The 18,368-nt window shown below is 68.3% G+C and carries 16 protein-coding genes and 2 pseudogenes; 15 read left to right on the forward strand and 3 right to left on the reverse strand.

What is annotated here, in order from left to right:
• Nucleotides 1-151 precede the first annotated feature (151 nt).
• From AC3WQM_RS06200 to AC3WQM_RS06230, 7 genes and pseudogenes are all read left to right on the forward strand, one after another.
• Nucleotides 152-1,648 carry an FAD-binding oxidoreductase gene (locus AC3WQM_RS06200; RefSeq protein ID WP_492677346.1) on the forward strand — a complete coding sequence of 499 codons (1,497 nt, stop codon included), beginning with the start codon at nt 152-154 and terminating at the stop codon, nt 1,646-1,648.
• A 2-nt stretch (nt 1,649-1,650) separates the two neighbouring features.
• Nucleotides 1,651-2,685: a TauD/TfdA family dioxygenase gene (locus AC3WQM_RS06205; RefSeq protein ID WP_492677347.1), complete on the forward strand. Its 1,035-nt coding sequence runs from the start codon at nt 1,651-1,653 to the stop codon at nt 2,683-2,685.
• A 4-nt stretch (nt 2,686-2,689) separates the two neighbouring features.
• Nucleotides 2,690-3,694: an NAD(P)H-quinone oxidoreductase gene (locus AC3WQM_RS06210; protein WP_492677348.1), complete on the forward strand. Its 1,005-nt coding sequence runs from the start codon at nt 2,690-2,692 to the stop codon at nt 3,692-3,694.
• A gap of 53 nt (nt 3,695-3,747) precedes the next feature.
• Nucleotides 3,748-4,734: a Bug family tripartite tricarboxylate transporter substrate binding protein gene (locus tag AC3WQM_RS06215; RefSeq protein WP_492677349.1), complete on the forward strand. Its 987-nt coding sequence runs from the start codon at nt 3,748-3,750 to the stop codon at nt 4,732-4,734.
• Between the two features lie 20 nt (nt 4,735-4,754).
• Complete coding sequence (locus tag AC3WQM_RS06220) at nt 4,755-5,138, forward strand: RidA family protein (RefSeq protein ID WP_492677350.1); 384 nt, start codon at nt 4,755-4,757, stop codon at nt 5,136-5,138.
• A 225-nt stretch (nt 5,139-5,363) separates the two neighbouring features.
• A pseudogene (locus tag AC3WQM_RS06225) lies at nt 5,364-5,609 on the forward strand (leucine zipper domain-containing protein); the annotation flags it as partial.
• A pseudogene (locus tag AC3WQM_RS06230) lies at nt 5,602-5,811 on the forward strand (microcin ABC transporter ATP-binding protein); the annotation flags it as partial. The pseudogenes AC3WQM_RS06225 and AC3WQM_RS06230, both read left to right, overlap by 8 nt.
• A gap of 198 nt (nt 5,812-6,009) precedes the next feature.
• On the opposite strand, the gene AC3WQM_RS06235 reads toward AC3WQM_RS06230, so the two are convergent.
• A complete protein-coding gene (locus AC3WQM_RS06235) occupies nt 6,010-8,883 on the reverse strand; it encodes an FAD-binding and (Fe-S)-binding domain-containing protein (protein ID WP_492677351.1) in 2,874 nt (957 codons plus the stop codon).
• Between the two features lie 61 nt (nt 8,884-8,944).
• Here AC3WQM_RS06235 and AC3WQM_RS06240 point away from each other — a divergent pair, with 61 nt between their 5' ends.
• Complete coding sequence (locus AC3WQM_RS06240; protein WP_492677930.1) at nt 8,945-9,457, forward strand: tripartite tricarboxylate transporter substrate-binding protein; 513 nt, start codon at nt 8,945-8,947, stop codon at nt 9,455-9,457.
• Nucleotides 9,458-9,467: 10 nt separating this feature from the next.
• On the opposite strand, the gene AC3WQM_RS06245 is transcribed toward AC3WQM_RS06240, so the two are convergent.
• Nucleotides 9,468-10,343, reverse strand: a complete 876-nt coding sequence (locus AC3WQM_RS06245; protein WP_492677352.1) for a LysR family transcriptional regulator — start codon at nt 10,341-10,343, stop codon at nt 9,468-9,470.
• A 103-nt stretch (nt 10,344-10,446) separates the two neighbouring features.
• Between AC3WQM_RS06245 and AC3WQM_RS06250 the strand changes: the two genes are divergently transcribed.
• Genes AC3WQM_RS06250 through AC3WQM_RS06265 form a run of 4 tightly spaced genes read left to right on the forward strand, consistent with a single transcriptional unit; the run spans nt 10,447 to nt 14,153 of the window.
• Nucleotides 10,447-11,571, forward strand: a complete 1,125-nt coding sequence (locus tag AC3WQM_RS06250) for a mandelate racemase/muconate lactonizing enzyme family protein (protein ID WP_492677353.1) — start codon at nt 10,447-10,449, stop codon at nt 11,569-11,571.
• Between the two features lie 44 nt (nt 11,572-11,615).
• On the forward strand, nt 11,616-12,602 hold the full coding sequence (locus AC3WQM_RS06255) for a tripartite tricarboxylate transporter substrate binding protein (protein ID WP_492677932.1): 987 nt from the start codon (nt 11,616-11,618) through the stop codon (nt 12,600-12,602).
• Between the two features lie 13 nt (nt 12,603-12,615).
• On the forward strand, nt 12,616-13,401 hold the full coding sequence (locus tag AC3WQM_RS06260) for an SDR family oxidoreductase (RefSeq protein WP_492677354.1): 786 nt from the start codon (nt 12,616-12,618) through the stop codon (nt 13,399-13,401).
• 26 nt (nt 13,402-13,427) lie between these two features.
• Nucleotides 13,428-14,153: a ribonuclease activity regulator RraA gene (locus AC3WQM_RS06265; RefSeq protein WP_492677355.1), complete on the forward strand. Its 726-nt coding sequence runs from the start codon at nt 13,428-13,430 to the stop codon at nt 14,151-14,153.
• 7 nt (nt 14,154-14,160) lie between these two features.
• On the opposite strand, the gene AC3WQM_RS06270 is transcribed toward AC3WQM_RS06265, so the two are convergent.
• Complete coding sequence (locus AC3WQM_RS06270; RefSeq protein WP_492677356.1) at nt 14,161-15,093, reverse strand: LysR family transcriptional regulator; 933 nt, start codon at nt 15,091-15,093, stop codon at nt 14,161-14,163.
• A gap of 101 nt (nt 15,094-15,194) precedes the next feature.
• Here AC3WQM_RS06270 and AC3WQM_RS06275 point away from each other — a divergent pair, with 101 nt between their 5' ends.
• From AC3WQM_RS06275 to leuD, 3 genes are read left to right on the forward strand one after another with little or no spacing between them, the layout of a single operon-like run.
• Nucleotides 15,195-16,157, forward strand: a complete 963-nt coding sequence (locus AC3WQM_RS06275; protein WP_492677357.1) for a tripartite tricarboxylate transporter substrate binding protein — start codon at nt 15,195-15,197, stop codon at nt 16,155-16,157.
• A gap of 38 nt (nt 16,158-16,195) precedes the next feature.
• Nucleotides 16,196-17,614, forward strand: a complete 1,419-nt coding sequence (gene leuC, locus AC3WQM_RS06280) for a 3-isopropylmalate dehydratase large subunit (RefSeq protein WP_492677358.1) — start codon at nt 16,196-16,198, stop codon at nt 17,612-17,614.
• Nucleotides 17,611-18,249 carry a 3-isopropylmalate dehydratase small subunit gene (gene leuD / locus AC3WQM_RS06285; RefSeq protein WP_492677359.1) on the forward strand — a complete coding sequence of 213 codons (639 nt, stop codon included), beginning with the start codon at nt 17,611-17,613 and terminating at the stop codon, nt 18,247-18,249. The genes leuC and leuD overlap by 4 nt, the downstream gene beginning before the upstream one ends.
• Nucleotides 18,250-18,368 lie beyond the last annotated feature (119 nt).

Consider the following 18,368-nt stretch of genomic DNA (forward strand, 5'->3'; position numbering starts at 1 on the left):
GTCCGACAGAAGTCCGAATTCGCTCTGACAAAGACCCGATGAATCCTTCGTGCGTTCCATTGGGAAAACACATTGGCCGGGTTTTTCCTAGGCTTGACCACTGATAAATTGTCAGACAAAGTCGCCATCCATTCGTTGATTGGGTTGAAAAATGGAGACTTTGTCTGACAAGGCGATGGCGCAAGCGGAAGCGGCGGGCTTGGATGCGTCGCTCGCATTGAGCGCTCGCATCCGCGCGCTCCTGGAAGACCTGTCGGATCAAATCACCGTTCTGGATGCCGCCGACGCCGGTCCGCGCTACTGCCGGGATTGGTCCGATACGTACGGAGAGCCCGCCCCGGTCGTGCGGCCGCGCACGCCAGAAGCACTCGCCGGCGTGGTGTCGCGACTGGCTGCGGCGGGCGTGCCGATGGTGCCGCAAGGGGGCATGAGCGGCCTGGCGGGTGGCGGCGCACCCCGCGCCGGGGAAGTGGTGATCTCCACCGAGCTGCTGCGCCGCATCGAGCACGTGGATGCGCTCAGCGGCACCATGCGCGTTCAGGCCGGCGTCACCTTGCAGGAGGTCCAGGAGGAGGCCGAGCGCCACGAGCTCTTCTATCCCGTGGACCTGGGCAGCCGCGGCAGTTGCCAGATCGGGGGCACCATCGCGACGAACGCGGGCGGCAACCGGGTGCTGCAGTACGGGATGACGCGCGCGAGCGTGTTGGGCCTGGAAGTCGTGCTGTCCGACGGCAGCGTGGTGTCGCGGCTGGGCGAGGTCGTCAAGGACAACGCCGGCTATGACCTGAAGCACCTGTTCATCGGCTCGGAAGGCACGCTGGGCATCGTGAGCCGCGCCACCTTGCGGCTGCAGCCGCTGCCCCGCGAGCGCATCACAGCCATCGTGGGCTGCGACAGCCTGGCCCAGGTGCTGCAACTGCTGGTGGCCGCGCGCCGGGTGCTGGGGCCGGGGCTGACGGCCTTCGAGGTCATGTGGCGCGACTACTTCGAGCGGGTGCACGGGCTCGGCATCGGGCGCGATCCGTTCGCCGGCGCGGCCAACCACGAGGTGCTCATCGAGGTCTCCTGCTTCGACCCGGATGCACAGCGCGACCGCGAGCGCGTCGAGGAGGCCCTCGCGCTGCTGGCCGAGACGATCGGCACCGAGCACGTGGCCGTGGCCCAGTCGCTCGGCGACGCCACCGGATTCTGGGACGTGAGAGACGCCTCGGGCGAAGTCGCGCGTTCGATGGGCGAGTACCTGTCCTTCGACATCAGCATTCCCACCAGCCGTCTCCCCGAGGTCCTCGAGCGGATCAGGCAAGGGCTGGACGCGGTCCGTCCCGGACTGCAAAGGGCCACCTACGGGCACCTCGGCGACGGCAACCTGCATCTGCTGGTGCAGGCCCCCGGGGCACTGTCCGACGCGATCGAGGCCGCGGTCTATCGCTTGGTGGCCGAGGTCGACGGTTCCATCTCGGCGGAGCACGGCATCGGCTTCGCCAAGCGCGAGGCGCTGGCCCGCAACCGTCCCGTGCCCGAATTGGCACTCATGCATCGCATCAAGGCGGCCCTGGACCCCCAGGGCCTGCTCAACCCGGGCCGCGTCCTGGCCGAAACCACCACGGCTGTCGGCGTCACCGCGGCCGCCATCAACCCGAGGAGATAAGCATGGTGAACATTCTGAGAACCCCCTTCCAGGGCGCGAGCGCCTGGACGCGCGAAGACATGGCGCGCGACAGTTCGTGGCGCTACACGCTCAGCGCGCAGGAAGTGGGCGAGTTGCGTGACGCCGTTCGGGCCGCGCAGGCCACCGGGCTGGCGCTAGAGAAGATCGACAGGCAGCACTTCCCGCTCGACAAGCTTGCGCAGCGCATCGCGCAACTGACGCAAGAGCTGGCATCGGGCCGGGGCTTCGCGCTGTGGAGCGGCCTGCCCCTCGATGAATGGAGCGTGGAGGAACGCAGCCTGGCCTACTGGGGACTCGGTCGCTATCTGGGCGATCCCGTGGTGCAGAACGCGCGCGGAGAACTGTTCGGTCACGTGACGGACACCACCGGCACGGACCCGCAGACCAACGCGAATTCGCGCTTCTATCACACCAACCACGCGGCGCCTTTTCACGTGGACGGCGCCGACATCGTCGGCCTGATGTGCGTTCGCACGGCAAAAGCGGGCGGCGCGAGCCTGGTGGTCAGCTCCACGAGCATCTACAACCGGCTGCTGGCCGAGCATCCCGAGCTGGTGCCGCTGATGTATGAGCCGCTGTGGTTCGATCACCGGGGCGAACGCAATGCCGTGACGGGCCAGCCGTATTGGGAAACCTCGATCGCCGGCTGGATCGACGACAAGCTGTCCATCATGTACCTGCGCAACTTCATCGAGTCCGCGCAGCGCTACGAAGGTGCCCCCCAACTCACCGACGACCATCGCCGCCTGTTCGACCTGATCGACGGCTATGCGCAAAGCCCCGAGCTGTGCTTGTCGATGGATTTCCGTCCCGGCGACATCCAGTGGCTGAACAACCATGTCACGCTGCATTCGCGCACCGGCTTCACCGACTGGCAGGAACCCCACAAGCGGCGCTGGCTCATGCGCCTGTGGCTCAACGAGCGCCAGCGCGAGCGCTTCACCGAGACCTACGGTTTCTACGGCATCGCGGTGGACGCTGAAAAGTCCGACGCTTCACCGGCCGCTGCCGCGTAACCGCATGCGGCAGGTTCGTTTCGATCGGCCCGGCGCGGCCGACGTCCTGCGGCTGGTGGACGCACCGCGTCCCGAACCGCGCCCGGGCGAGCTTCGCATCCGGGTTGCGGCCGCGGGCGTCAATCGCGCCGACGTCGCGCAGCGCCAAGGCGTCTACGCGCCGCCGCCCGGTGCTTCGGACATCCTGGGCCTGGAGGTCAGCGGCGTCGTCGATGGCCTGGGCGCAGGCGTCGATGCGGACTGGCTCGAGCGCAAGGTCTGCACGCTGACGCCCGGCGGAGGCTATGCCGAGTGGGTCTGCGTGCCCGCCACGCACTGCCTGCCGGTGCCCACAGGCTGGTCCTGGGCCGAGGCCGCGGCATTCCCCGAGGCGGCGATGACCGTGTGGAGTAATGTCTTCGAGCTGGGGCGCCTGGCGAGCGGCGAGACGCTGCTGGTGCACGGCGGCACCAGCGGCGTGGGCGCCTGCGCGGTCGCATTGGCCCGCGCCCTGGGGCACGAGGTGATGGCCACCGCCAGTGGTCCGGCCAAGTGCCAGGCCTTGTCCGACTGGGGTGCGCAACCGATCGACTACCGCCGCGAAGACTTTGTCGAGCGCGTGCTGGCGCTCACACAAGGGCGCGGTGCGGACGTGATCCTGGACATGGTGGGGGGCTCGTACCTGCAACGCAATCTCGCCTGCGCCGCAATGGGCGCCCGCGTGGTGCAGATCGCCTTCCAGGCCGATGTGCGCGCCGAGATCGATCTGCTCGCCTTGATGCAGCGGCGCGCCGTGCTCACCGGCTCGCTGCTGCGTCCGCGCAGCGAGGCAGACAAGGCGCAGATCGTGGCCAGCCTGCGTGAGCACGTGCTGCCACTGGTCGCCGCGGGCCGCATGCGCGCGCCGGTCATCGATTCCCTGCACGCCTTCGATGCGGTCGCGCATGCGCACGAACGCATGGAGTCTTCACAGCACGTCGGAAAGATCGTGCTCGCGTGGGACTGCGTGCTCGCACGCCAGAAACCCTAGTGCTTGCCATCTCGTTCTTCCTATTCAAAACCCAGCCCCACAAGAGAGTCCCCATGAACCACGTTTGCAAAGTACGCCGTATCACCGCGGCGCTTGTCATCTTCGCCGGCGCGCTGTCATTCGCTGGTGTTGCGTCTGCCCAGCAAGGCCAGCCGCCCGTCAACCTGCTCGTGGGATTCCCCGCCGGCGGCAACGTCGACTCGGTGGCACGCCACCTTGCGACCGGCATGCAGAACGCATTGGGGCGCAGCGTCGTGGTCGACAACCGCCCGGGCGCCGGCGGACAGATCGCGATGCAGCTGCTCGCGCGCTCGGCGCACGACGGACGCACGCTCATGCTGTCCAACGAACACGCGGTCTCAATCATTCCCATGACCGTGCGCAACGTGGGCTATGACCCGCTCAAGGACTTCGTGCCGGTGGCCACCGTGACGACGCTGCCGCTGGCACTGGCCGTGCACCCGAGCGTGAAGGCCAACAACATCCAGGAACTGGTGGCCTGGGCCAAGGCGCGCAACGAGCCGCTGAACGTCGGCATCCCCGCACCGGCAAGCCAGCCGGACTTCGCGGTCGGCCTGCTGGCCAAGCGCTTCGACATCAAGGCCGCCGCCGTGCCCTATCGCGGCGGTGCGCCCATGGTCGCGGACCTGATGGGCGGCCATGTGCTGGCGGGGCTGACCGGCATCAGCGAATTCCTGCCGCATCAGAAGGCGGGAGCGATCCGCATCATCGCGGTCTCCGGCCCCGAGCGCCTCGCCCGCCTGCCCGGCGTGCCCACGTTCTCCGAGGGCGGGCTGCCCGGTTTCGAGGAGCGCACCTTCATGGGCGTGTTCGCTCCGGCAGGCACGCCGCCGGAGGTCATCACGCGCTACCGGGAGGCGATTCGCAGTGTGGTCGCGACCCCGGCTTATCGGCAGGCGCTGGACGAGCTCGGCTTGCAGGCCTTCTACGGCGACGGTACCGACCTGGAAGGCCGTGTCCGGCACACCACCCAGACCTGGGGCCAGGTCATCCGGGATTCCGGCTTCGTGTCGAAGTGACGCGGCGCCGGACACCACCGATGAAAGAAGTCGTCGATGTCGGGCTGCCGACCCCCAACCAGCCGTTCTCCTGGGCCGTCAAGGCCGGCGGCACCTTGCTCTTCACCGCCCACGGGCCCGTGCGCGCCGACGGCAGCATCCACACGGGCGCCGTCGAAGACCAGGCGCGCCTGACCTTCACTAACCTGCGCAACGCCGTTCAGGCCGCGGGCGGGCAGATGGACGATGTGGCGCAGGTGCTGATCTACATGCTCGATGCGGCGGACATGCCCGTCATCGACCGGGTGTACCGCGAGTTCTTCACCTCGCCCTATCCCAACCGCTCCAGTGCGGTGGTTGCGGCGCTGGTCGTGCCGCACATGAAGATCGAGATCGTGGCGTATGCCGCGGTTGGTGGATCATGAGTAGTTCGCGTCAGATGACGCCGGCTCGTGGCGCGGCATCGGCGCCTCGCCGCAGCGTTTCCCCCTCTCCCTCTTTCCTCCTAGGTGTGAAGCTTCAATAGGTTGTTGCGGGTGTTCACCCGGAGCGGTTTTGAGAGATTAGGAATCGCCAAACCCCCGATCCACTCAACACCTGAAGCCGGATGAACGCACAATGCGCGATTGACGTACGTGCGGCGATTGGAGATGGTTCAAGACATTACAAGACGTGGCTTATCAGCCTCACAGCGGCTCTTGCACATGGTGTGAGCGCCGTGACTGCCAGGAAATGGCTTGGGCGTTATCTGACCGAGGGTGCCGCTGGTCTTTGACAAGACCTCTCGCCCCGAGCTGTCTCCGCGAGCCATCGATCCGAGCGTTGCGCTGACGATTGTCGAGCTGCGCCGCAAGCTGTTCCTGCAATCGCGCATCGCCTCCTACACGGGCGTCTCCAAGGCTGCTGCGCGAACTGCGCGGAACACGGACGGCCATGGTCTTCCAGGAGCCGATGACAGCTCTCAACCCTGTCATGCGCTGCGGCGACCAGGTCGACGAGGTACTGGCCACGCACACCGCGATGGATGCGGCAGCGCGGCGGGCGAGGATCCTGGATACCTTCACGCGTGTTTGGCAGCCGGACCCGGCACGCATCTATTTCAATGCCGTCAAGGGGGCGGTCAATGCTCAGCTTCTCAGGCTGACCGGCACGTGCCTATCGCCATGCGACCCAATAGTATTGCCTTGAAATTGATCCAAGTCTGCGCAAGGGCGCGTCAGCCGGCTCGAGCAAAGGAGTTCATCGCTCGTTCGAGCAATCCAGGCTACGTTGAAACATTGACAGAACGGACTGTGGTCAATCGATCAACAGATCGCTCAACAACCGTGCCGCATGCACGGCCTCGCGTTGCGCGCCGTCGGCAATCTGGTGTCGGCAACTCGTGCCGTCCGCCACGACGATCGCGTTCGGCTGCTTGCGAATGGCCGGCAGCAGGCTGGCCTCAGCCATCTGCATCGACACCGCGTGGTGGGTGGCCTCATAGCCGAAGCTGCCGGCCATGCCGCAGCATGAACTCTCGATGAGCTCGGGCTGTGCACCGGGAATGAGCTTGAGGACGTCGAGGATGGGGCTCACCGCGCCGAAAGCTTTCTGGTGGCAATGGCCGTGCAAAAGGATCGGCGCTTCGGCGGCCCGTAGCCGCACTGCGAAGCGACCGGCCTTGGCCTCGCGGGCGACGAACTCCTCGAACAGCAGCGCCTGGGTGGCCACGGTCTCGGCCTTGGGGCCCCGGCCCATCACGAGCGTCTCGTCGCGCAGCGTGAGCAGGCAGGACGGCTCCAGTCCCACGATGGGCACGCCGGCCTGCGCGAAGGGCAGCAGCGCATTGATGAGCGCGCCGGCCCGCGCCTTGGCCTCGTCGACCATGCCGGTCGCCAAGTAAGTGCGGCCGCAGCAGTGGTGGCCGCCGTCCTTGGTGACGGTATGCAGCGTGTAGCCGGCCGCCTTGAGCACGCGTGCGGCGGCCAGGGCGTTCTCGCTTTCGAAGGTGCCGTTGAAGGTGTCGACGAACAGCACGGCGGTGCGTTCGCCGGCGGCGGCGCGGCGCAAGGTTTCTTCGGCGCTGGAGAAGCTTTCCTTCGAGCGCCAGAAGGTGTCGCTGCGCCAGGCGGGCAGTGAGCGCGCGGCTGAAAAGCCGAGCAGCTTCTCGCCCAGCCAGGCCGCGCCCGGGAGCGTGTTGCGCAGGTTCAGCAGCCAGGGAAAGCGGCTGGCGAGCGCGGCGTAGTCGGGCAACCGGGCCACCAGCTTGTCCTTGAGCGTGTGGCCGTGGCGCTTCTTGTAGTGATCGAGAAACTCGACCTTCATCTTCGCCATGTCCACGCCGGTCGGGCAGTCGCGCTTGCAGCCCTTGCAGCCGACGCACAGGTCCATGGTGTCGTGCATGGCTTCGCTGGTGAAGGCGTCGGGCCCGAGTTGCCCCGAGATGGCCAGCCGCAGCGTGTTGGCGCGTCCGCGCGTGAGGTGCTGTTCGTCGCGCGTCACGCGGTAGCTGGGGCACATGGTGCCGGCGTCGAACTTGCGGCAGTGGCCGTTGTTGTTGCACATCTCCACTGCCTTGGCGAAGCCGCCGGTGACGTCGCCGCCGGTGCCGGGCGCCGTGGTCACTTCGGTCACAGGGTCGGCCTGCACGTTCCAGGCAGACCAGTCCAGCACCGGCGTGATCGGGATGCGCTTGTAGGGCTTCGGCGCCTCGGCGGGCGCGAAGCGGAAGAGGGCGCCGTCGTCCATCTTCGGCGGATCGATGATCTTGCCAGGGTTGTAGAGGTTGGCCGGGTCGAAGTGCTGCTTGATGGCGCGGAAGGCCTCGTTGATCGCGGGCCCGAACTGCCATTCGATCCATTCGCCGCGGCACAGCCCGTCGCCGTGCTCACCGCTAAAGGCGCCTTTGTACTTGCGCACGAGGGCGCTGGCCTCTTCGGCCACGGCGCGCATCTTGCCCGCGCCATCGACACGCATGTCGAGGATGGGGCGCACATGCAGCGTGCCGACCGAGGCATGCGCGTACCAGGTGCCGCGGCTGCCGTACTTCGCGAACACTTCAGTCAACTCATCGGTGTAGGCGGCCAGGTTCTCGAGCGGCACCGCGCAGTCTTCGATGAAGCTCACGGGTTTGCCGTCGCCCTTGAGACTCATCATGATGTTGAGACCGGCCTTGCGCACTTCCCACAGGCTCTTTTGCGGCGCCTCGTCGGCCATCTCGACCACACTGCCGGGCGAGCCGAGGTCGCCCATCAGTTCGACCAGTTGCTTGAGCTTGGGCAGCAGCGACGCGCGGTTCTCGCCGGAGAACTCGACCAGGAGGATCGCGGCGGGGCGGCCGATCAATGCGGTTTCGATGGTCGGGCGGAACGCCGGGTTCTGCAGGCTGAGCTCGATCATCGTGCGGTCGACCAGCTCGACCGCAGTGGGGTCGAGCTTGACGATGTGCTGCGCGGAATCCATGGCCGCATGGAAGGTCGGGAAGTTCACGACACCTAGCACCTTGGCCTTCGGCAGCGGGCTGAGCTTGAGCGTCAGCGAGCGGGTGTAGGCCAGCGTGCCTTCGGCGCCGATCAGCAGGTGCGCGAGGTTGACGCTGCCGTCCGCGGTGTAGGGGCGCTCGCTCTGGTTGTCGAAAATTTCCAGGTTGTAGCCCGCCACGCGGCGCATCACCTTGGGCCAGTGCTCGTGGATCTCGCGCCGGTGCTGCACCGCCAGCGAGTGCACGAACTCGGCGATGCGCGCGGCGCGGCCCGAGGCCTGCGCCACGGGGCCGAACTGCAGCAGCTCGCCGTCGGCCATCCAGGCGCTGGCGCCGAGCACGTTGTGCACCATGTTGCCGTAGGCGATGGAGCGCGAGCCGCACGAGTTGTTGCCGGCCATGCCGCCGAGCGTGGCCTGCGCGCTGGTGGACACGTCCACCGGGTACCACAGGCCGTGCGGCTTGAGCTGCGCGTTCAGGTGGTCGAGCACCAGGCCGGGCTCCACCACCGCGGTGCCGGCTGCGGGGTCGACCGCCAGCACCTTGCGGAAGTGCTTGGTGTTGTCGATGACGAGCGCGGCGCCCGTGGTTTGTCCGCACTGGCTGGTACCACCGCCGCGCGGCAGTACAGGCACCTTCAGTTCGCGCGCAATCTGCAGCGCGGTGGCAATGTCTTCCTCGCAGGTCGGCACGAAGACGCCCGCCGGCATGATCTGGTAGATCGACGCGTCGGTGGCGTAGCGCCCGCGCGAGGCGGGCCGCTCCGGCCAGCTGAGCTACGGCTCCTCCGGCCCGGGCACCGCGGGCCACTTGTGCGGCGTGCTGTTCAACGCGGCCATGGGCACCAACCTGCTGCACGTGCCCTACAAGAGCGGCGGGGGCCTCATGACGGCCGTGCTCTCCGGCGAAGTCGACATCACCTTCGCCAGTGGCGTCACTGCGCTACCGCAGATCGTGGGCGGCAAGGTGCGCGCGTTGGGCGTGACCACCGCCACGCGCGCCGCCGCATTGCCCCAGGTGCCGACGATGGAAGAACTCGGCCTGCGCGGCTTCGTGTGCAACAACTGGCACGGTGTGGTGGCGCCAGCGAGAACGCCGCCGACCGTCATTGCGCGGCTCAACGCGGCGATCTGCGACGTGCTGCGCATGCCCGAGGTGGTGCACAAGCTGCAGGTCATGGCCTTCGAGCCTGCGCCGATGACGCCGGAAGCGTTCCTGACCTACATGCGCGCCGAGCGCGTCAAGTGGGGCCGTATCGTGAAGGATTCCGGCGCCACTGCCTGAAGCAGACGCGCTACGCGGCAGCCGTCTCGCCCAGCAGCTGCACCAGCGCATCGGCCAGCGGCGCGCGGGCCGACCCGCGCAGCCACAGCATGCCGACCGTGCGCACCGGGCAGGGCGCCGGCAGCGGCCAGCGCTTCAGGTCGCTGCGCGGCGCACCCACCGTGGCCCAGTCGGGCAGCACCGACACGCCCAGGCCCTCGGCCACCAGCTTGGCGATGTGCTCGATGCCGTCGAGCTCGAACTGCACGCGCGGGCGCACGCCATGCTGGCGCAGGTACTCGTCGGCGAGCTTGCCGGCCACCACGCTGCGGTCGTAGCGGATGAAGGGCTCGCGCGCGGCGGTGGCCAGCGGGTCGCGCACGCGCAGCCGCGCCGGCGCCAGCAGGATCAGCGGCTCGCGCCGCAGCGGCACCCAGTGGCAGGTCTTGGGCAGAGCGAACGTGGGGTGCACCAGCAGCGCCGCGTCGAGCTCGCCGGCCAGCACCTTGGCCATCAGCGCGGTGGAGGTGCCGGGCTCGATGTAGACCTCGATGTCTTCGTGCACCTGCCGCCAGCGCACCAGGGCCGGCGGCAGCATGCCCATCAGCGCGGTCGGCGTGGCGCCCAGGCGCAGCGGGCCGGCGGGCAGCGCGTTGTCGGAGGCTTCGGAGCGCAGGTCGCGCACATCGCGCAGCAGCGTGCGGGCGCGCGCAAGGATGCGGTTGCCGGCCACGGTGGGCTGCACCGTGCGGCCGGCGCGGCGCAGCAGCTGGCTGCCGATGTCGGCCTCGAGCGCGCGGATCTGCTGCGCCACCGTGGTGGGAGCCAGGTCGAGCCGGCGGCCCGCCTCGGCCAGCGAGCCGGCCTCGGCGACGGCGATGAAGGTCTCGAGAAAGCTGGTGTCCATGAACACGTATTTTGCGTGGTTTGAACAGTCGATTACATGCTGTTTTTCGTGCTTCATCGGACGCAGACTGGCGCCGTTCTCACAACCCTTCCCGGAGATTCCAGTGCCTGTCATCCAGTCCATCGATGTGTGCGTCGCCCGCGTTCCGCTCGACCAAGTCACTTCCTTTTCCAACCGCACCGTCCACGAGCGCCACTACGGGCTGGTGAAGGTGCGCTCGTCCGACGGTGTCGAGGGCATCGGCTTCTGCTACGTGGGCAGCGCGGCGGGCGAGCTGTTTCGCGTCGCGGTGGAGCAGCTGCTCGCACCGGTGCTGCTCGGGCAGGACTCGCTCGCCATCGAAGGCCTGTGGCAGCGCATGTACCAGGAGGCGCTGCTGCAGGGCCGCATGGGCACGGTGATGCGCGCGCTGAGCGCGCTCGACATCGCCCTGTGGGACCTGAACGCGCGCACCGTGGGCCTGCCGCTGCACAAGTACCTGGGCGCGGTCGAGCTCGACACCGTGCCGGCCTACGCCAGCGGCGGCTACTACCTGGACGGCAAGACCGCCGCCATGGTCGGCGAGGAAATGGCGAGCTACGCCGCGCTGGGCTTCAGCGCCGTGAAGATGAAGACCGGTCGCTGGGACCCGAAGGGCGAGGAGGCGCGGGTGCGCGCCGCGCGCGAAGCCATCGGCCCCGACGTGGCGCTGATGCTCGACTGCAACAACGGCTGGGTCGACACCGTGCAGGCCATGGAGTACCTGCGCCGCATCGAGCCCTACAACCCGTACTTCATCGAAGAGCCCTTCGGCCCCGACGACATCGAGAGCCATGCGCGCCTCGCGAAGCTGACGCGCATTCCCGTGGCCACCGCCGAGATCGGCTACGGCCGCTGGTACCACAAGCAGCTGCTGGACATGGGCGGCGCCGCCATCCTGCAGACCGACGCGGCCGTGTGCGGCGGCATCACCGAGTGGAAGCGCATCGCCGCCATGGCCGCCGGCTACGGCGTGCAGATGTGCCCGCACTGGTTCCACGACCTGCACGCGCCGCTGGTGGCGGCCACGCCGAATGCGCGCTACGTCGAGTTCTTCTGGGACGATCAGGTGCTGAACTTCCGTCGCCTGGTCGATCGCCAGCTGTCGCACCAGGGCGGTCGCGTCGTGCTGCACCAGACGCCCGGCCTGGGCTTCGGCTTCGACGAGAAGGAAGTCGCGAAGTACGGCCGCTGGAGCCACTGCGGCTGAATACGAACATCCAGAAAAAAGAACGGAGACAGAACATCATGAGACTGAGACGTCGTCAACTCATCGGCTGGCTTGGCGCGGCGGCGGCGCTGCCCGCGCTGCAGGCCTCCGGCCAGGTCGCCGAGGCCGCGCTGCCGCGCGGGCCGGTGCGCCTCGTCGTCGGCTTTCCGGCCGGCGGCGGCACCGACATCCTGGCGCGCATCCTGTCGGCCAAGCTGGCCGCGCTGTGGGGCCTGCCGGTGGTGGTGGAGAACAAGGCCGGCGCCGCCGGCATGATCGCCACCGGCGAGGTGGCCAAGGCCGCGCCCGACGGCAACACGCTGCTGATGGGACACATCAACGCACTGGGCATCGCGCCGGGCCTGTACCCGCGGATGGCCTACTCGGCCGAGCGCGACTTCGCGCCCGTCGTGCTGGTCGGCAAGACGCCGCAGGTGCTGCTCGCCTCGCGCGACTCGCCCGCGCCCACGCTGGCGGGTTTGCTCGCGGCGTGCCGTGCGCACCCGGGGCTCGTGAGCTTCGGCTCGGCCGGGGCCGGGTCGGCGCAGCACCTGGCGCTGGCGCTGTTCGAGCAGCGCGCCGGCGTGCAGGTGCTGCATGTGCCCTACAAGGGCTCGGCCCCGATGGTCACCGACCTGCTGGGCGGCCATGTGAAGTTCGCCTTCGAGGGCATGACGACCGCGATGGGGCTGGTCAAGGACGGCAAGGCGGTGGCGCTGGCGCAGACCGGTGCGCGGCGCGCGAGCGCCTTGCCGCAGGTGCCGACGCTGGCCGAGTCGGGCTTTCCCGGCTTCGAGGCCAGCATCTGGTTCGGCGTGGTCGCGCCGGCCGCGATGCCGCCCGCGCTGGTGCGCCGCTTCAACGCCGACCTGAACAAGGTGCTGGCGCAGCCCGAGGTGGCGGCGCGGCTGGCCGAGTTCGGCGCCGAGGAGGGCGGTGGCACGCCCCAGGCCTTCGCGGCCTACATCCACACCGAGCAGCGCAAGTGGGCGCAGCTCATCCGGGATCGCAAGATCTCGGCCGATTCGTGAAAGAGGCCGACGCATGGACCTGCAACTGAAGGGCCGTACGGCCCTCGTGATGGGCGGCGGCGGCGGCCTGGGCGGCGCGATCGCGATGGCCCTGGCGGCAGAGGGCGCACAGGTCGCCGTGGTCGACCGCGACGCACAGGCCGCCGCGACGACCGCCACGGCCATCACCGCGGCCGGCGGTCGCGCCCTCGACGTGGCGTGGGACCTGGCCGACCTGGATTGCATCGACGAACGCATGGCGCACATCGAACGCGCACTGGGCCCGGTGGACATCCTCGTCAACAACACGGGCGGCCCGCCGCCGACCACCGCGCACGGCCAGGCGCTGGACCTGTGGCGTCGCCACTTCGAAGCGATGGTGCTGTCGGTGATCGCCATCACCGATCGCGCGTTGCCCGGCATGCGCGCACGCGGCTTCGGCCGCGTGATCACCAGCGCGTCGTCCGGCGTGGTGGCGCCGATCGCAAACCTTGGGCTGTCCAACGCGCTGCGCCTGTCGCTGGTGGGCTGGTCGAAGACGCTGGCGCGCGAAGTGGGCCGCGACGGCGTGACCTGCAACGTCGTGCTGCCGGGGCGCATCGCCACGCAGCGCATCCGCTTTCTCGATACGCAGAAGGCCGAGCGCGAAGGCCGCACGGTCGAGGCCGTGTCGGCCGAGAGCACCGGGTCGATCCCGCTGGGGCGCTACGGCGAACCGCGCGAGTACGCCGATGCGGTCGCCTTTCTTGCCAGCCCGCGCGCGGGCTACATCACCGGCTCGACCCTGCGCATCGACGGCGGGTTGATTGCCAGCGTCTGACTGCTTTCCTGGAGTTTTCTTCTCTCATGACGAACATCGAATCCCTTCCGCTCGACCCTGCCGTGGTCGATGCATTGGCCGCGGTTTCCACCGCGACGCTCACCACCGTGCTGCTCAAGCACGGCCTGCGCAACGTGTGGATGCGCGGCACCCGTCCGCTCGTGCCGGGGCAGCCGCGCCGTGTGGGCCGCGCCTTCACGCTGCGCTTCGTGCCGGCGCGCGAAGACCTGGCGACGCCCGCCGCGTGGGCCTCGCCGATCTCCACTCGCGCAGCCATCGAGGCCATGCCTGCGGGCTGCATCGCGGTGGTCGGCGCCATGGGTGTCACCGACGCCGGTATCTACGGCGACATCCTGTGCGCCCGCATGCTCAAGCGCGGCGTGGCGGGCCTGGTGACCGACGGCGTGGTGCGCGACCTGGCGGGTGTGCTTGGCACGGGCCTGCCCGTGTGGGCCCAGGGCACGGCGGCGCCGCCGTCGGTGGCGGGCCTGACCTTCGTCGGTTGGCAGGAGTCGATCGACTGCGGCGGCGTGGCCGTCTTCCCGAACGACGTGGTGGTCGCCGACGACGACGGCGCCGTACTGATTCCCGCCGCGATGCTCGACATGGTGGTGGAGGCCGCGCTGGCGCAGGAGCGCCTGGAGACCTGGATCATGGGCGAGGTCGAGACAGGCGCGGTCTTGCCGGGGCTGTACCCGCCGGACGAGAAGAACCAGCAGCGCTTCGCGGAATGGGCCGCCGCACGGGGATAGCGTGGGGCTACCAGGTGCCGGTCAGGCCCGACCGCTCGCGGCGATGCGGTGCGAACTCGCCCAGGAGGAAGTCGATCAGGGCCCGGCTCTTCGCCGAGAGATGGTCCCGGGTCGGGAACACGATGTAGATGTCGGCGGGCGGCAGTTTCCACTCCGGCAGCACGGGCACGAGCAGGCCCGCGTTCAGCGCGGCGGCGGCGTCCCACTGCGAGCGCATCAGGATGCCGTGCCCCTCGATGGCCCAGCCCAGCGCGGACTCGCCGTCGTTGGTGCTGAGGGCGCCGCGCACCTTGACGGCCTCCTGTCGTGATCCGTTGCTCAGATGCCAGGTGCCGAAGGTCTCGTCGCTCTCGCGGATGAAGATGCAGCGGTGCGTCAGCAGTTCGCGCGGCGTGAGCGGCACCCCTTCGCCCTGGAGGTAGGCAGGCGCGGCGCAGAGCATGCGGCGGTTGCGCGCGAGCAGCCGCGCCGTGATCCGGGCATCGGGCAACTCGCCGAAACGGATGCCCAGGTCGAAGCCTTGCTCTACAAGATTCATGACCTTGTCGCTCAGGTGCAGCTGCACTTCGACGGCCGGATATAGCTTGGCGAACCGTGCCAGCGCAGGCGCGATGAACTTGCGGCCGAAACCCAGGGTGGCGCTCACCTTCAGCAGGCCCTGCGGCGTGGCCTTGCTGCCGGCGATGCTGCGTTCCAGCGATTCCAGCTCGGCGAGCACGGCCGCGCCGTCCACCCAGTAGCGCTCGCCTTCCGGCGTCAGGCTCATGCGTCGGGTCGTGCGCTGCAGCAGCCGCACACCAAGACGCTCTTCGACCGCGGCCAACCGCTTGCTGACGGAAGGCGCCGTCACGCCCATCTCCTGCGCAGCCGCCGCCAGGCTGCCGCAACGCATCACCGTGGCAAAAAAAGCCAGATCCGAAAAGCCGTCCGCTCGATTCATAACTTTGGCGACATTAAGAAGTTACTTCGAAAGTATTGGTCGGTAGAAAGTTAATTATTAGCATCTCGCCGAGATTTGCCAACACACAGGAGACACCCCCCATGAAACGCCGCGCACTCACAGCCGCCTTCCTCGCCGCCCTGGCCTTCGGTTCCAGCGCGCACGCGCAGAAGTACCCCGACCGTCCGATCAAGCTGGTCGTGCCCTACGCGCCTGGTGGAAGCGCCGACATCGCCGCGCGCCTGATCGGCGAGCAGTGGGGCAAGGCCCTGGGCGGCACGGTCATCATCGACAACAAGGCCGGCGCGGGCGGCAACATCGGCGTCGACAACGTCGCCAAGGCGCCGGCGGACGGCTACACCATCGGCCTGCAGACCGTGTCGCTGGCGATCAACCCGGCGCTGTACAAGATGCCCTACGACACGCTGAAGGACCTCGCGCCGATCGGCATGGTGGCCAGCTCGCAGCACGTGCTGGTTGTGAACAACGCGCTGCCGGCCAAGGACGTGAAGGAGCTCCTCGCCAAGGCCAAAGCCGCACCCGAGAAGATGACCTATGGCTCCGCAGGGCCGGGCAGCACCTTCCACATGGCAGCCGAGCTGTTCAAGGCGGTCGGCGGCGTCTCCATCGTGCACGTGCCGTACCGCGGCGGCGGTCCCGCGCTGGTCGACACCATCGCGGGCCAGGTCGACATGAGCTTCCCGGTGCTGTCGGCCGCACAGCCGCAGATCCAGGGCGGCAAGCTGCGCGCGCTCGGCGTGACGGGGTCCAGGCGCTCCTCGCTGTTGCCGAACGTGCCCACGATCGCCGAGGCGGGCCTGCCCGGCTACGCGTTCGAGACCTGGTTCATCGTCTTCGCGCCGGCCGGCACACCCGCGCCGATCATCGCGAAGCTCAACGAATCGCTCAACAAGGCCCTCGCGACGCCGGCCCTAGCCCAGCGCATGACCCGAGAAGGCTTCGATCCCACGCCTTCCACGCCGGCCGAAGCCCGCGCGCGGGTGGAGCGCGAACTCCCGGTGTGGGCCAAGCTGATCAAGGAGCGAGGCATCACGGCGGAGTGACCCGCGTCCGCTCAACGGCCATGCAAGACAGGACAAGAATGAATTCCCCACGCACCCTCTACCGGCAACTGGTCGACTCCCATGCTGTGTGCACGCTCGACGACGAGAACGTCCTGCTGTGGTGCGACCTGCACCTCATGAACGAGTACACCAGTCCGCAGGCGTTCGCCGGGCTGTACGAACAGGGCCGCGGCGTCGCGATGCCCGGGCAGAACGTCGCCGTTGTGAGCCACATCATCCCGACGCATGCAGACAAGCGTTGGCGCGTGATCGCCGATCCGGCGTCGGCGCTACAGGCGAGCAACCTCAAGCGCAACTGCGACCACTTCGGTATTCCCTTGTTCGACACGAACGACGCGCTGCAGGGGATCGAGCACGTCGTCGCGCCGGAACACGGCATGGTCCTGCCGGGCATGGTCGTCATCTGCGGCGACAGTCACACGACCACCTATGGCGCGCTGGGTGCATTGGGGTTCGGCATCGGCACCTCGGAGGTCGAGCATGTGCTGGCGACCCAGACGCTCGTGTACCGGCTAGCGCGGCAGATGCGCATCCGCGTCGACGGCACGCTGCCGACCGGCACGAGCGCGAAGGACCTGATCCTGATGATCATCGGCCACATCGGCGCCCAGGGTGCGCGGGGGTTCGTCGTCGAGTTCTGCGGTGGCGCCATCGATGCACTGTCCATCGAGGCACGCTTCACCTTGTGCAACATGGGGGTGGAAGCCGGCGCGCGCGGCGCGCTCATCGCGCCTGATCGGAAGGCGCTGGACTATGTGATGCGCCACGCGCCCGAGGTCGCGGGCATCCACCGGGATTCGGCGCTGGAAGCCTGGAAGGGCCTGCGCAGCGAGGAGGGCGCGGTGTTCGATGTTGAGCACGCGTTCTGCGCGGACGACGTGGCGCCGCACGTCACGTGGGGCACCAGTCCCGACCAGGTGATCGCGGTGAACGGGCACATTCCCGAACCGGGCAGTTGCGCAGACGAAGCGCTGCGCCGATCGACTGAACAGGCCCTCTCGTACACCGGCCTGGCGGCCGGGGCCGCGATAGAGGGCACGCCTGTGCAGCACGTATTCATCGGCTCGTGCACCAATGGGCGCATCGAGGACCTGCGCAGTGTCGCGGAAGTTGTCAAAGGCCGGGTTGTGGCTCCGGGCGTGCGCGCCATGGTCGTGCCCGGGTCGGGCGCGGTGAAGCATCAGGCGGAGGCCGAGGGCATCGCGAAGCTGCTCGTTGACGCAGGTTTCGAGTGGCGCAATCCGGGCTGCTCGATGTGCCTGGCCATGAACGACGACGTGCTGGCCCCGGGCGTGCGCTGTGCGTCGACCACTAACCGGAACTTCGAAGGGCGCCAGGGCCGCGGCGCGATCACGCACCTGATGAGCCCCGCCATGGCCGCCGCGGCCGCCATCACGGGCCGCATCACCGACGTACGAAAGCTCTCCCTGCCATGAACGACCACACACGCATCCAGTCCCGGGGGGCTGCCATCCGTATCGAGAACCTGGACACCGACCAGATCGTTCCGAAGCAGTTCCTGACAGGCATCGACAAGTCCGGCCTCGCCAAGGCCCTGCTCCACGATCTGCGCTTCGATGCGCAAGGCGCGCCGAAACCGGGCTTCGTGCTCAACCGGCCCGAGTACGCCGGCGCCGGAATGCTGATCGGCGGTGCGAACTTCGGCTGCGGCTCCAGCCGTGAGCACGCCGTGTGGTCGCTGCAGCAGTCCGGCATTCGGGCCGTGATCGCACCGAGCTTCGGAGAGATCTTCTATTCCAATGCGATGAACAACCGGCTCCTGCTGGTGATGTTATCGCGCGAAGCCGTCGCGCAGCTGATGGACGAGGTCGAGCAATCGCCTTCGACGCGGATCGACGTGGACATCGAACGGATGACCTTGCGCAGTCCCGGCGGCGAGTGGCGTTTCGCCCTGTCGACGCGGCACCGTGAAATGTTCCTGAAGAACCTGGACGTGATCGGACTGACGCTGCAGAAAGAGCCGCAGATCCGTCGCTTTTCCGAAGCCCATCTGGCGAAGAATCCGTGGCTGGTCGACATCGCGTCGCGCAGCCGTCTGCGTCTGGCCTGATCGTTCGCCGGCGGCGAGAAAGCGCCCGGCCAGGGCCTTCTTGCCGCCGCTCGGCATCCGCATCTAGGATGGGCGCTGTTGCATAACCCGAATTCAGGGCGAGCCTCTCCTTACCCCAG

This window comes from Variovorax sp. FW301-JW7, assembly GCF_058788795.1.

Coding starts and splice junctions, on each gene's coding strand:
- AC3WQM_RS06200 (WP_492677346.1), top strand. CDS start 152: ATGGAGACTTTGTCTGACAAGGCGATGGCGCAAGCGGAAGCGGCGGGC.
- AC3WQM_RS06205 (WP_492677347.1), top strand. CDS start 1,651: ATGGTGAACATTCTGAGAACCCCCTTCCAGGGCGCGAGCGCCTGGACG.
- AC3WQM_RS06210 (WP_492677348.1), top strand. CDS start 2,690: ATGCGGCAGGTTCGTTTCGATCGGCCCGGCGCGGCCGACGTCCTGCGG.
- AC3WQM_RS06215 (WP_492677349.1), top strand. CDS start 3,748: ATGAACCACGTTTGCAAAGTACGCCGTATCACCGCGGCGCTTGTCATC.
- AC3WQM_RS06220 (WP_492677350.1), top strand. CDS start 4,755: ATGAAAGAAGTCGTCGATGTCGGGCTGCCGACCCCCAACCAGCCGTTC.
- AC3WQM_RS06235 (WP_492677351.1), bottom strand. CDS start 8,883: ATGCCGGCGGGCGTCTTCGTGCCGACCTGCGAGGAAGACATTGCCACC.
- AC3WQM_RS06245 (WP_492677352.1), bottom strand. CDS start 10,343: ATGGACACCAGCTTTCTCGAGACCTTCATCGCCGTCGCCGAGGCCGGC.
- AC3WQM_RS06260 (WP_492677354.1), top strand. CDS start 12,616: ATGGACCTGCAACTGAAGGGCCGTACGGCCCTCGTGATGGGCGGCGGC.
- AC3WQM_RS06265 (WP_492677355.1), top strand. CDS start 13,428: ATGACGAACATCGAATCCCTTCCGCTCGACCCTGCCGTGGTCGATGCA.
- AC3WQM_RS06270 (WP_492677356.1), bottom strand. CDS start 15,093: ATGAATCGAGCGGACGGCTTTTCGGATCTGGCTTTTTTTGCCACGGTG.
- AC3WQM_RS06275 (WP_492677357.1), top strand. CDS start 15,195: ATGAAACGCCGCGCACTCACAGCCGCCTTCCTCGCCGCCCTGGCCTTC.
- leuC (WP_492677358.1), top strand. CDS start 16,196: ATGAATTCCCCACGCACCCTCTACCGGCAACTGGTCGACTCCCATGCT.
- leuD (WP_492677359.1), top strand. CDS start 17,611: ATGAACGACCACACACGCATCCAGTCCCGGGGGGCTGCCATCCGTATC.